Genomic DNA, 15,108 nt, shown 5'->3' on the forward strand with positions numbered 1-15,108 from the left:
CAATTACATCAGCAATTGGCGGATCAACTACGCTAACAATGTATGAGGATGGCAGATTTACTCCAGACGAAACATTCCAATGGTATAAAAATAATTTTATAATATTAGGAGCAACCTCGAGACAATATATGCTTACAAATTTAAAAGCTTCAGATTCAGGGGTGTATACTTGCAAGGCATATCATACGACTAATCCTGATATGTCTCCATTGGTACTAGAGAGAGAACCATTAACATTGAATGTAATTAACTGTACACCAATAGTTGGAACAATTATAGTTGTTAGATAAAAATTGCCTTTAAGTAGGTGTAATCAATAAATCAATACTATCTGTAAATTATAGGGTGATATAAAACCCTATGTCTACTTGCATAAAAAACATATAATTTTAATATGACAAACATTTTTAGAATAATAAAAAGAAAGATACTTACGCTTTGTCTGTTGCTTGTTTCATTATTTTCTTTTGCACAAGATTATAGCGATCAGCAAATTGGTTTTGATATTGTGCGAGTGGTAAGTGAATTAAAACAAAGAGGTCTTAATGATCCTGAAGAGCTTAGTCGGGAGCTTAAAATAATACGCGAATTACATGTCTTAGAATATCAATCTATAAAAAAAAATGAAGATGAAGTTTTGCAAAAACTGAACCTTTCACAAAACTCAAAAACTGAACTATTACGAGCCACTGTGGTAATTGATATTACACCATTAGAAAAAGATGCACTTTTAGCACTATACAATAGTACTAATGGAGCAAACTGGAAGAATAAACAAGGTTGGGATTTTAGTAAACCTGTTACTTCTTGGAATGGGGTTACGGGATGGTATGGACTTTCTGTAACTAATGGACATCTAACTTATATAAATTTAGAAAATAACAACTTAAATGGATACTTACCTACACAAATTGACCAATTAAAATATTTAACTTATTTTAATGTAAATGTTAATAAAGTTGCGGGTACTATTCTTCCGGAGATAGGGCAATTAGAAAATTTGGAAGTTTTATATTTAAATCAAAATGAATTAACGGGTAACATACCCTCAGCACTAGGACAACTTAAAAAACTACGTATTTTAGACTTAAGAGTTAATAAACTAACAGGAGAAATTCCAAGTGTTATAGGACAACTTAAAGAACTGCAAACTTTAAATCTTGGTACCAATCAATTAACTGGTAAGATACCTTCAGAAATTGGGCAACTTGAGAGGTTAGAAATGTTAGCTTTAAGTTACAACCAATTGGGAGGTGATATAATTCCAGAAATTACAAAACTTTCAAAACTTTCCTCCTTATTCTTACACTATAATCAACTGACAGGATCTATCCCCATAGGAATTGGGCAATTAGGTAGTTTGAAAGAAATCTATTTATATACTAATAAACTCAGTGGAACAATTCCAAAAGAATTAGGGTTATTAAGTAACTTAATTACTCTTTCATTAAACTATAACCAACTTACTGGAGAAATTCCCAAAGAACTTGGAAATCTGGCAAAACTAAAAACGTTGTATGTTTCTGTAAATCAGTTAACAGGTATGGTACCTCCAGAAATATATATGTTGTCACAATTGCAAGCTTTACACGTGGGAGAAAATCAATTAACTGGTATAATTCCGCAGGATATACATAAATTAAGCAATCTAACTTTCTTAGCTTACAATAATAATAAATTTTATGGGACTATTCCACCTACAATAGGCCAGCTAGCAAAACTTAATTCACTCTTTTTGCATGGTAATCAGTTTACAGGTTCTATCCCTCCAGAAATAAGTCGGTTAACTAATCTTACGTCAGCTTTCAATTTATCATATAATCTATTAGAAGGACCTATCCCAAATCTGGACAATATTGGATTATCAGCAAATTTTGGTCTGCATGGTAATAAATTTAGGTTCATCGACTTAAAATCCCAATATCCTGTTCTTAATAACAGAACTAAATTTACTTATAACATTCAAAAAGTAGTAGATGTTGCTAAAACAATAAATGGTGCTATTGGAACAAGTATCACAATGAAGATGTATGAAGATAATAGGTATTTGCCTGAAGAAACTTTTCAATGGTTTAAAAACGGTAAAATAGTTCCTGGAGCTACTTCAAGGCAATTTGTTATTCCTAGTATTATACAGACTGATGCTGGAAGTTATTATTGCGAAGCAAGACATCCAATACTTTCCAATTATAAAGAGACCATCGATTATCTGGTTTTAAAGAGAGCGCCAATTACATTAACTACAGCACCTTGTAAATCAGTAGTGGGAATAATTAAAGTTGTTAAATAATTACTGATGTAATTACAATTAAAAATAGTAAAACTATAATAGAGTACTACACATGCAACCTGCTGTTTTGATAGACAAAGTTGCATGAAAAATAATATATAAATATGACAATCAATTTTAGAATAAAAAAATATTGGGCTTCCATTATTTGTATACTATTTGGTTTACTGTCTTCTTTTGCACAGGAGCACAAATTTTATACTAAAGAAGATTACATTTTTTCGTTTGAAACTACGGCAACTGACTTAACCTACGTTTGGACTGTAACAAATAGTGAAGAGCAAATAATGGATACAAAAGAATCGGATAAAATAGATTCTTATTCTTATACTTTCACTGATGCAGGAGAATATAGTATCGGTCTGTTAGTTACTGATGTTAATGGTTGCACAACTACATTTAAAACCCTCATTAGAGTCGTTGATAAATATTGCGCTAAAGAAGCCATCAATTTTGCATTCGAAACAAAGTCTACTAATCTAAATTATACATGGACCAGTACAAACATTTTGGGTGTTATTGTACATACAGAAACAAATACGACTGGTTTATATACATTTAAACCTGAATTAGAAGGGGAATATGAAATAAAACTAATAGTAGAAGGTGCAGAAAATTGCGAAACTTTATTTTCTGAAAAAATTATTGTAGAGAGTTGTATCCCAGTTGTTTCTTGTGTTAAAAGCAATATATATGCACCAGAAATACAACGTTTGTTTCTCTCATTAATTAATAAGTTAGTGAGTACTCCTAATGGTACTGATGCCAATACCTACGCTTATAAAGAAATAGCGGCTTTATCGCCTTATATAATAGATTCTAAAGGAAAGATTTATAATTTTAGTAATACTAGTAGTGCCATAAGCTTCTCATTTTCGGAAACCGCTATAGGAAAAGATGTTCAACTACCTAAATCTATTTCGGGGGCTATTGCAAATATTGATTTAAGTAAATATACAGATGCTCTTGCAAAAAATGTTGCTATAATAAATTATAATAACGGTACGAGTAATTCAGATGGATATGTACGAAATATTGACTTTTGTGTATCTGAATTATCATGCGTATCTCATGTTGCGATTGTAGTAGATGAATCGGGATCAATTAATCAAAGTGCAGCTAATAAAATTAAAAAGCAATTAAAAGCATTCATTTTGCAACAAGCAAAAACAAACGATAATATAGGGTCTAATATTTATGTTTCGTTAACAGGAATGTCGGATAGTGATGAAAATACACGAACCGATTTTATACCTCCAACTAAATTAACCAATACTCCAGCGAGTATAAATAGATTCAATACCTGGATAGATACTTTTGGCAAAAGAAATGGAAAAACAGGAATTAGTGCGTCTTCAGATTATTGGAGAAGTGGTTTAGAAGCGGCTTTAAGCTACTCTATGCAACCAAATATAGTTATCATGATAACAGATGGTTGCCAAACTGCAGATGTTGGGAAGTTAAAAGAAACCATGAAAAAATTCAACAATGCTCCTGGTAGTGATCCTAAATTGCCACACTTATACGTTGTAGGAATTGAAAATGGATTTTATGTAGATGAAACTTTTTTTATAAATAAATTTTCATCGCCTACGGGAGATCCTAATAATAGCCAAAATAATCTTGTAAATACAGTAACAACACATCTTACCAAATCGTTGAAATTTTTATTTGATCTTCCGGATACACAATTTCCAAAATCAGATATCAATCAGTTTAATACAGGGACTTACTATGGGCATGCCGATTTTAATTTATTGGGAGCCGATGAGACTTATTTATCTGATAAGCTAGCTGATAGTAAAATAGTATGTGGTACTGCCTCGGTGAAAAACTTTTGTGATGACTGTCTTTCATTTAAACCCGAACCAGGTAAAGAATATATGTTGAGTGCCTGGGTAAAAGAAGAGTTATTAACTCAAGTTAAAACTTACGAAAATCCAGCAATTAAAATTATTTTTTATAATAGGAAAGAAGCTTTGGATATACCTGCACACCGAATAGATTCCTTATCAGTAAAAGCTGCTGGAAACATTATTGATGGTTGGCAGCGTATTGTACAAAAATTCAAGATTCCCGAAAAAACTATCACAATTGGGATTCAATTAGAAAACAATAGCCCTAGAATTCCAGTGTATTTTGATGATATCAGGATTCATCCGCTACAAGGCAGCGTGAAATCATTTGTCTATGATCCCGAAACATTCAAACTAATGGCAGAGTTGGACGAAAACAATTACAGTACTTTTTATGAATATGATAATGAAGGAGGTTTGGTTCGTGTTAAGAAAGAAACCGAAAAAGGAATCAAAACAATTCAGGAAACACGCTCTGGCAGCATGATAAATACAAATCCTTAAAAGATGTTTTACAAAAAAATAATATACGTATGGGCCATATTCAATTGTTGTTTGGCTCATACCCAGAGCGTAAGTGAAGTTTTTCAAAAGCTAGGAAAACAATATACTACCGCAATGCCTTTACAATATAAAACAAGTTATGCCTTGTATAAAGATTCTGATTCCAAAAAAATCGAAGAAAGTTATAATGGTATATTTTATAAAAATGAGCTCAATGAGGTTTATATGAAAATTGGAGACAGCGAAATTCTAAATTCAAAAAAGGTATTTCTTAAAATTAATCATTCGGAAAAAGCAATTCAAATCTTAAGTCCTGTGTCTAATTATTTAGGAGATTTTGATATGAAACCCTTACTTGATTTGTGTACCATTGAAAAATTCCTTGACTATAAATCCTATTGGGAAATAACGATGGTTGCAAAACCGTATTCCAGTCTTCCTTACTCAAAAATTGTAGTACAGATTACAAAGAATTATTTTATACAAAAACAAATCTTTTATTACAATACAGCAGTCAATTTCTCTAAAGATTATCGAAGACCTGATTCCCATTACCCAAGACTAGAAGTTACCAACACTAATTATAGCAGAAATCCAGTTAGTGCTTCTTTTTTTAATAGTGGTACTTATTTTACAAAATCGGATAAAAAACAAATCATTTTGTCCGAACGGTTAAAAAAATATGAGATTATCAATTAAAGAAGCATTTTCAAAAATTAAAATAAAAGATAGATATTATGTATATCAATAAGTATTTAATAGCATTTGTGTTTACACTTTTTTCATTGTTTACATTCGGTCAGCAAGAGGAGTTTTTAGGAGATAAAAAACAAGGAACTCAATTAAATGGGCAACCAACATTGCGTATTGTTGATCCTAAATTTACAGATTTAAATAAGCAAAATGTGTTTACCTCGATAAATTCAGTGGTATCAATTCATTTTGGTTTTAATGATAAATTGTCTGATTTAGGGTATAGCAGTATATATTATAGTGAAATTACATTAAGGATAATACCATTTGATAATTCAGGAAATGTATTGACTTCCTATAAGGATAACAAAAATGTACAAAAAACATACCCTAATCCCTTTTTGGTAACCTTAAAAATAAAACATGACAATGTAACTAAAGGGGCTCGTTTGGATGATTATGCCGTATATCAATTACCTGGTATTCATAAAGCCGATGTAAAAATTGAATCTATAAAATATTATGATGCTAATAATGCTATTATAGCAGTATCGAATTCTTCGGCCTATTTAGAACTAAAATTTAATACAGATCGCTATTATAATATGCAGTTGAGTGCGACTCAATTTACATCGGTGTTTCCGCTTACCCGTAAATTAGTAAAATACAACGGAACAAAAGAAGTAGAAGTTTACAAGGTTAGTGATGGTGCCGAAGAATTGGTTATTAACTGGACTAAAGATAAAAATGCACCCGCTGTAGAATATGAACTTGAATGGACATGGATTGACAATTACAAAAAAGAAGGTGGCAAATTAGCCACAAGTGAAGTTCCGTTAACAGAGCAAGATTTTAAGCTAAACAATACGAGAATTGAAACAAAAGACACTATTTATAGAATTCCTCTAGTATATTCCAATGGTTATTTGGTTTATAGAGTACGACCTGTAGGGAGATTCCTTGATGATATTACCAAGAATTTTTACGGAACATGGTCCTCAGGACTTACAGATTCATTTAAGATGATGAATGACTGGCCTCATATAGTCGAAATTAATCAGGAACATGAATTAGGAAAGAAAAACTGGCAGTACCAATCTTCTTTTGCAGAGGATGGAAAGAAAAAAGAAGTAGTAAGTTATTTTGATGGTAGTCTTCGTAATCGACAAACAGTAACCAAAATAAATTCAAATAACAATGCTATAGTTGGTGAGGTAATCTATGACAATCAAGGTAGGGCTGCTATCGAGGTTTTACCAACCCCCGTAGAAGCTTCTGGTATTCGTTTTTATAATAATTTAAATCTAAATTCGAAAAATACTACTTACACCCATAATGATTTTGATTGGGATAACCCTAGTGTTTTAAATTGTGTTCCCGAAGATGTTTCCAGCATGTCAAATATTGCAGGTGCAAGCAAATATTACTCTGAAAATAATTTACAAGTAGGCAATTACCAAGATTTGGTTGCTAATGCCAAAGGATTTCCTTTTTCTCAAATAGAATATACTCCGGATAATACAGGAAGAATAAAAAGAAAAGGAGGTGTAGGAGTAGATCATCAAATAGGTAAAGGGCATGAAATGCAATACTTTTATGGGCAACCCAAACAAGAAGAATTAAATAGACTTTTTGGTTACAAAGTGGGTGATTTTTCACGTTATAAAAAGAACATTGTTATAGATCCTAATGGGCAAACAAGTGTAAGTTACCTTGACCCACAAGGAAGAACAATTGCAACTGCTCTTGCGGGTGACAATAAAGAAAATCTTTTGTCTCTGGATGATGAAACAGATTCGACGCTACATTTAACAACAACTACGAATTTATTATCAAACAACGATAAATATGCATCTGGTAACAATGGTGTTTATGAAGATGGGGTACGATTAAACACGCCAGTATCAGTTATAAAAGAAGGCGAAATAAAATTTGAATATACCTTAAACAAACTAGTAGGATCTTATACAGATGATTGTTTAAACGGGAAACAATATCCATTTGTTTACAATTGGTCTATAGGTATGAAAAATGATTGTGCCGATGAATTACTTACAGGAACAGATGCCTTATCTTCAAAAATTGGAGTATTTAATACCAACTCTTTTAGTGCAGTACCTTTAAAAATAAAAAAAGAATATAAGGGACAATTTCAAAATAATTTTTTAAAAGTAGGTACGTATCCATTAAGCAAAGATATTCGTGTAGATTTGGAAGCATTAAACCAATATGCTGATGATTATATCACCGAATTAAAAAAGAGCGAAACATGTTTACCTGATTTAGTAGATTTAGAAGCAGATATAACAGTAGAAGATTGTAATGTAACATGTAAAAGTTGTGAAGAATCTTTGGTATGTGATAATCTTACTGTAGCAGAGTGTGATGCTTTTAAGTTAAAGTTTTCACCAGATGAGACTGCTCTGGGGAATATAGTTGCCAGAGAGCCTTTTATTATCTCAGCCGAAAATCAATATGTTATTAAAAACCTGAATGCTTTTTTTGTGTCAACCTCTTTTACTTACAACGGATTACAATTTGTTAATCCGGATATTAATCAAAAAGTAATACTTCCTAAAGTAGCAGATTTTAAATATGAGTTTAGAGGATTATTAGCAGGATGTCGAGAATTATGCAAACAGCCTATCAATGTATGTAATCTTAATCTGGATATGCTATTAGGAGATGTAAGCCCTCATGGGCAATATGGTTCGGTACAAGGAATAGAAACTCAGGATGAAGAAGATGATAATGATAACCAAAACCAGCTAGTAGCCAATACAATAGATCCACTAAGTCTATTTAATGATAACAATCAATTATTATATGGTGGTTATACCACAGTTACGGAGACTAATCCAGAAACAAATAAAACCGAAGAAATAAAAGTCCCTCATAACAACTGGAGAAACCCTTTTGGTGGATTTTATAAGGAAGAAGATGGAACACCATCAACAATAAGAGTACAACTTATAGGAGAAGGAATTTACAAGCCAAGTTTAATAGAAAATGCTATTGTAAGTAGAGATACTGAGAGTGATGATCCTGAGGTATTTGTAGTACAGCCTAAATATTTACGTTATACAGCTGATTTTATCAAACTGTGGAGACCAAGCTGGGCAAATGCATTATTGCCTTATCATCCTGAGTATCAGTATTACATCTATAACAGTGCATTTTGCAATAAATTAAATGATGACGGGTACAACTCAGACGGATTTGATGAAAAATTAGCCAATATTGATTTTTATGATTCAGAAAATCAGAAAGTTATTGATAATACCATCTTTGGATCAGATGGAATAATCGCAAATTTGATTAATGTAGATGCTCAGGGCTCTGATAGTGACCCATTTTATAATTCTATAAACAGCATCAGTAATATTGAATCTGAAAGTGATTATAGACTTCGTAAAGATTTAATGAAAGAAGCCTTAAATGAAAATTTTGATGGTATGCAATTAAAAAACGGCAAAAGGCTAAACATGTTAAAGGCAGCTTATTATTTTGCTGTTTATTCTAATGGAATCACGCCGGAGGTTGCTTATGAAGAATTCATAGACAAATCAAATAGCCGGTTGTTAAGGGACATCAATAGCATGAGTAATGTAAACATGAAACAAAGAATATGGATCAATTTCAGAACAAATTATACTGCGTTCAAACAAAAAACACGAACTGTTTTTGCTCATGTCTATGCCGCTAAAAACAACAATTATAACGATTGTATTGGTAATCCTGAAAGTTCAGATACTTTTGTTACGCTATTTAAAAAGTACACGGTAGCTACTCCAAATAATTTTGAAAGACTTACCGCCTTAATCAATACAGTACCCCAAATTCCGGCGGTACCTAATACAACTCCTGCCAGTACTGGGATTGAAGAGGCATGTTCAGATGTGACTTCGTCTTTTTATCAAAATAAAGAAAAAAGGTTTATTCCAGCCGATTTTAGCTTTGACTCCGCACTTACTGACGAGCAGGTTTTGACAGCCGTAAAAACACTTACAGAAACTGCTACCTATCGTGAAACAGGTAAATGTCCGAGAGCAAATGACATGGAAAATTTCCTTAACGGATTAGTCGATCCAACTATTCAAAGTCAAGGATTATTGGTTGATGGTTTAAAAACTACGAGTATGCCATTTTTAACCAAAGAACTTTTTGATGCTCATATAAATCCAGAGTTTAATTTAGAAACAGCAAGTGAAACACCAAAGATAAAGGGAACCAGAGATGCTCAGGGCAATCTGAACATAGACTTTACCTATAGAAACAATGCTATTGGAACTCCTATACAGCTGAGGTTTGTAAATAAGGAGTATATAAATGCATGTGGTGCAAAAGTAATTGCTCAATGGGAAGATATAATTGCTTTTAAAAATATTTATGCCTTGCCAGACTATGATGCCACTAATAATGTATATAAATTCCAGATTTTGGCGATTATAAAAAGAAAAAGCGGAAACGGTAATTGTACCTCACCAGAAGAAATAATTATCGAAGGTACTACAAAAGTTGCTATTAATGGGTGTGACAATTTAGCAGTTGCGCCCTGCGATAAAAAAGAAAAATTTAATAATGCCTTTAGAAACCTGGTATTCCATTTGCAGGCAGGCGGCACAATTAGAAACAATGATGTAAATATAACAACTGATCCCATTTTTACAGGAGATTATTTGTATACCTATTTTGGTATTAAACCAGGAGACATTGTAAAATGGAAAAATTATACAGATGGAATTTCTATCACAGTAAACGACAATAAACGTCTTATTATAGACCTTGCAGGTTATTCTTTAGGTACAAACCCTATTAGCAATATTGTTATTGGCGAATTACAAAACGACCAATATAATATGTTAAAACTTACGGAAAAAAAAGGGGCATTTTTTGCAAATAGGCAAATAGTTGCAAAAATCACCTCGGGAAACCCTAATAAACCACTTTATTTTAGCTGTTGTGATGAATGTGGCGAGTGGGACTATGATGGTGATGGTGTTGGGGATTTGTGTGGGGAAGTTGTTGAACAAACTATAGTTGGATGTATATCTAGTCCCGATAAAGAATTTGTTTATGAACAAGGTTTAAAGAATGCATTAAATGAAATAATAGCCAATAAAAATTTCAATATCGATCAAGACTCTTTTGGTAATTCAAAAGCAAATAAAATGTTTGAATTTATAAATAATTCAAAATTAATTGAGCATTTTCAGGTGTTAAGGAATTATAATATTACTTTTGAACAAAATTCTTTTAATTCTCCCATACAGCTGACTAAGTTTTATTGTCAAGTAGCTAATTGGAATACGAATTTAATTTTCTTTAGTAATAACCAAATTGAATCAAGCATACACTTAGCATTAAATTTATCATTAGTGCAGGAAATTATTTCTATAGATTTTATTGATTACATCAGAGCTCGGATAAAATATAAAAATTTAAGTAACGAATTAATTACCATTGAAAGAGTCATAGTTGCTAATATAAATTGGTCAACGGAAAGTTCAGGTTTTGGTAATGATTTTTGTTCATTCCTTTCCGATGATTATCCAGTAAAAAATCAACTATTGAAAAGTAATAATTTCAATTCAAATATTTTTTCTATGACTAGGGATTCTAATGGAGTTATAACAAATAACATTAAATCAGATGGTGGTTTATTAAAAAGTACACGACTATCTGTAATTCCAACATTTACAAACTGCAACACCTTCTGTATTCCACCAACAGTCGTTCCAATAATTTGTGGAGATAAATGGAATGAGTTTAAAACAAGCGTAAAGGCGATAGTTCCAGATTATGAAATTCCTGAAAATTTAAGCAAAGATGCTAATTATTTCTGCGAAGCAAATTTTGGGTATATCAGCACCGATTATATAGCCTATTTAACTAAACTGCAAATAACAACAGTGCAAAACCCGCTTTTTATAACAATCGCAGAGTTTGGCAGCACAAAACTAAGATACGGTAATCCCGATACTGCTGGGGTTATCGACCAATATAACATTTATGTAACAGCACAAAAAACGAATAAAACCGAGGAATTATCAACCTGGTCACAATTTGCAGATCAATATGTTATTAATAATAAAATATGTGCCCCAGCAATCATTGTACCTACATTTAGCCTGGAAGTTCCTGTAACCGAAACCAGAACTCCTTGCGAAATATATGCAAATACAGTAAAAGAATCGAATAAGCAAGAAATTAAACACGCTTTTTATGCTAATAAAAAAGCAGAATTTAAAGAACGTTATCTTAAAGCATCTCTGGAAGGATTAACCGAAACGTTAACTCAAAGTTCTCAAGACAAAGAATATCAGTATACTTTATATTATTATGATCAGGCAGGAAATTTAATCCAGACCGTTCCGCCAGAAGGAGTAAAAAGATTAGCTCCAACAACAGATGCAACTATAAATACGGTAAGAGAAACTACGCCCGAAAAAGACGATTTGACACTGGTAAATGGTGTTGCTGTAGCTCCAGATCATGCTATGAAAACCCAATACCGTTACAACTCGCTAAACCAATTGGTATGGCAAAAAACACCCGACGGAGGAATAACCCGATTTGCATACGACGCATTAGGAAGAATTGTAGCCTCTCAAAATGAAAATCAGAGAAAAACTAAGCCACTCTTTAGTTATACACGTTATGATGGCTTAGGACGAATTACCGAAGCAGGACAATTTGAAGTAAAAACTAATGGAGCATTAACAATTAATGACAACGGAAGACTTGTTTTTACAAATAACAATGCCCTAGTACCAGTAGATGCTATTGCAGATAAGTATCCTTATAATCAAGGAGTACTATTTGATCAGGTTACAAAAACAGTATATGATGTTCCAATGGCAGATACCAAAGAATGGTTTACAGCTTATGCAGATGATAATAACCATAAAAGAGTAACAGCAGTACTTTATTATGATCAATTAACAGCCGAAGTAAACGATATAAGAGCATACGATAAATACAGTAATGCAATAGTATACGATTATGATGTACACGGAAACGTAAAAGAGTTAATACATCATACCAATAATAACTCCGAGTTAAACAAAATTAAGCAAGACCGTAAGAAAGTGGTTTATGACTATGATTTAATTAGTGGGAATGTAAATAAAGTAACCTACCAGCCAGAGAGTACCAAAGATCAATTTATACATCGTTATGAATATGATGCCGATAATAGGATTCAGCAAGTATACACCAGTACTGATAATGTTATTTGGGAAAAAGAAGCTAATTATTTGTATTACGACCACGGCCCATTGGCACGTGTAGAACTTGGAGATAAAAAAGTACAAGGATTAGACTACATCTATACCCTGCAAGGCTGGCTAAAAGGAGTCAATTCCGAAAGAATAGGTTCGCAATACGATGCTGGTAAAGACGAATTAAATGTAGCTCAGGATGCTTTTGGTTTTGCTTTAAACTATTACAAAGGCGATTACCAATCGCGATCTAATACTAGGGACAATACTATTTTTAGCTTTAGCAAAGGAGCAAAATTAGAGCAGGATTTAAACCTATACAATGGTAATATCAAAGAAATGGTAACCTCATTGTTAGATAATCAACAGCAACCTATTGCAACACAGTTTAATTATTACAAATACGATCAATTGAACAGGATTAAGGAAATGACCTCACAATCTATTTCATACAACCAGAATTTAAGCACCAATAGCCCTACAAGTGGATATCGTTCTAACTATAGCTATGACCGTAACGGAAACTTAGATAAACTGAATCGTTGGGCACCTCTTCCTACAGGAGTTATTACTCTTATGGACCAGCTTACTTATAATTATAAGCCAGGAACAAACAAATTAAGACATGTAAATGATGCTGTGCCTAATGGTGTGTTTACCAATGATTCCAAAAATGCTAATGATACCTCGCTTGATATTGATAATCAAACTGCCGATAATTATGGATATGATGATATTGGACAGTTAATTACCGATAAACAAGAAGGACTAAAAATAGATTGGTGTGTAGATGGAAAAGTAAAATCGGTTACCAAAGGCAATGGTACAATCATAAGTTTTGAATATGATGGATTAGGCAATCGAACAGCCAAAACAGTTACCAATGGAACCAATGGTACCACTACTTATTACCAGCGTGATGCGCAAGGTAATGTGTTGAGTACTTATGAACTGGTAAAACAAGGAACATCAACAAAGTATTATCTTGTAGAGCAGGATATTTATGGTAGCAGCCGTTTAGGTGTAGAAAGAGGAAGAAAAGAAATCACAGCAGATTTGTTGCAAAGGACACTTAGATCTTCAGGAAATATTTTGGCAGCCACACAACCCGTAGCAATAAGAACTGCAGAAACTACAAAAGATCAATATGGTTTAAATTTTAAGACTACAGATGCTAGTGCAACCTGGAGAGAAAAACCTGAAAATGCGATTAATTTATTTACAAATAATCAGCAAAGAACAGAAAAGATTATCATGACAGGGCATTTAAAAATTGACTCTTCTAATAAAGAAACTGGTATTATTGCTGCATTGCACGGAAAAACAAAAGGAGAATATTGGCCTCAGCGCGGTTCTTTTTCTTATTTAAGTTCCGTTATGGTTCATGCCCAGAAAACGGAGAAAGGTTTTAAGCCTGTGGTTTCGTTTACCAAATATCACAGAAATCATCAGCGTGATACGCATCATGGAAAGACACGTTATGGTTTTGACAGTTATCAAACGTTAACTAATTACGAAATTGTTTCTCCTGAAATTACTGAGGATGAATGGGATTTAAAAGTTTTAATTGAATATAATTATAATTTAGAAGATTATATTGTAAACATAACACTAAACGGAAATGAATACAAAACTCAGCCTACTGTAATCCAGCAATATAATGGCAAACAAAGTGTTGCAGGTAAGAGAGGAAATGATGAAATATTAGATATTGTATTGCCACCTAATTCAATTGGTGCTATAAGCATTGCTAATCATCCTGGTGATAGCAGTACCTATAAAGCATTACTAGCCGAAATATGTGATTTTAGTTATAGGGTAGATAATGGTCAGGAACTTGAGGATATTGAAACGAATTATTTTAGTTTTGATGAGGGTAAAGGTACAATGACCACTTCTACAACAGGACAAGAGGCGATATTAAGCAGTGATATTTTTTCGCAAAGCTATTGTGGCAAAAGAGCCGATGATAGCGATGGTGATGGTATACTAGATATAAACGACAATTGCCCGTTTGTATTTAACCCCATGCAGGAAGAGACTGATAAAGATGGTGTAGGTGATGCTTGTGATAATTGCTTAATCTATAATCCAGACCAGCTCGATACTGATGGAGATGGCAGAGGAGATGCCTGTGATAATTGCAAAAACATTCCTAACTTTGACCAAATCGATACCGATGGAGATGGTATAGGTGATGTATGTGATAATTGTCCTACGATTGCCAATCCTGGACAGGAAGATGCTAATAGAAATGGTATAGGCGATGTGTGTGAAGGTCTTGCACAAGGTAAAGGAGAAAATACCACGCCAGGTACACCAGCAACCGCATATCGTTTTGTAGGAGACAAACAATATGAGTTGTCAAACCATTTAGGAAATGTTTTATCTGTTATTTCAGATAGAAAATTGATAGGTGGAAATAATTTCATGCCAGACGTTCTTAGTTATTCTGATTATTACCCTTTTGGAATGCTTGTTCCTACAAGACATGGTAATACCAACGAGTACAGATATGGTTTTAATGGAAAAGAAAAAGATA

Annotated in this window: 5 protein-coding genes; all 5 read left to right on the top strand. The window is 32.8% G+C overall.

From position 1 onward, the window contains the following. On the top strand, positions 1-290 hold a 290-nt coding region (locus tag B8T70_RS19620; protein ID WP_207621546.1), incomplete at its 5' end, for an immunoglobulin domain-containing protein. Positions 291-394: 104 nt separating this feature from the next. Beyond that, the gene (locus B8T70_RS19625; protein ID WP_052259467.1) at positions 395-2,290 is read left to right on the top strand and encodes a hypothetical protein; all 1,896 of its coding nucleotides are present in this window, start codon (positions 395-397) and stop codon (positions 2,288-2,290) included. Positions 2,291-2,394: 104 nt separating this feature from the next. Beyond that, positions 2,395-4,650: a vWA domain-containing protein gene (locus B8T70_RS19630; protein WP_039114297.1), complete on the top strand. Its 2,256-nt coding sequence runs from the start codon at positions 2,395-2,397 to the stop codon at positions 4,648-4,650. Between the two features lie 3 nt (positions 4,651-4,653). Further along, the gene (locus tag B8T70_RS19635) at positions 4,654-5,349 is read left to right on the top strand and encodes a hypothetical protein (RefSeq protein ID WP_039114296.1); all 696 of its coding nucleotides are present in this window, start codon (positions 4,654-4,656) and stop codon (positions 5,347-5,349) included. Positions 5,350-5,387: 38 nt separating this feature from the next. Next, positions 5,388-15,108 (top strand): thrombospondin type 3 repeat-containing protein (locus B8T70_RS19640; RefSeq protein ID WP_207621547.1); only part of this gene is annotated, 9,721 nt, incomplete at its 3' end.

This window comes from Flavobacterium sp. AJR (assembly GCF_002156885.1).
Taxonomy (GTDB): Bacteria; Bacteroidota; Bacteroidia; order Flavobacteriales; family Flavobacteriaceae; genus Flavobacterium.

Excerpts from the sequence above, each read along its gene's own strand:
- B8T70_RS19635 (WP_039114296.1), top strand. The coding sequence starts at position 4,654 with ATGTTTTACAAAAAAATAATATACGTATGGGCCATATTCAATTGTTGT.
- B8T70_RS19630 (WP_039114297.1), top strand. The coding sequence starts at position 2,395 with ATGACAATCAATTTTAGAATAAAAAAATATTGGGCTTCCATTATTTGT.
- B8T70_RS19625 (WP_052259467.1), top strand. The coding sequence starts at position 395 with ATGACAAACATTTTTAGAATAATAAAAAGAAAGATACTTACGCTTTGT.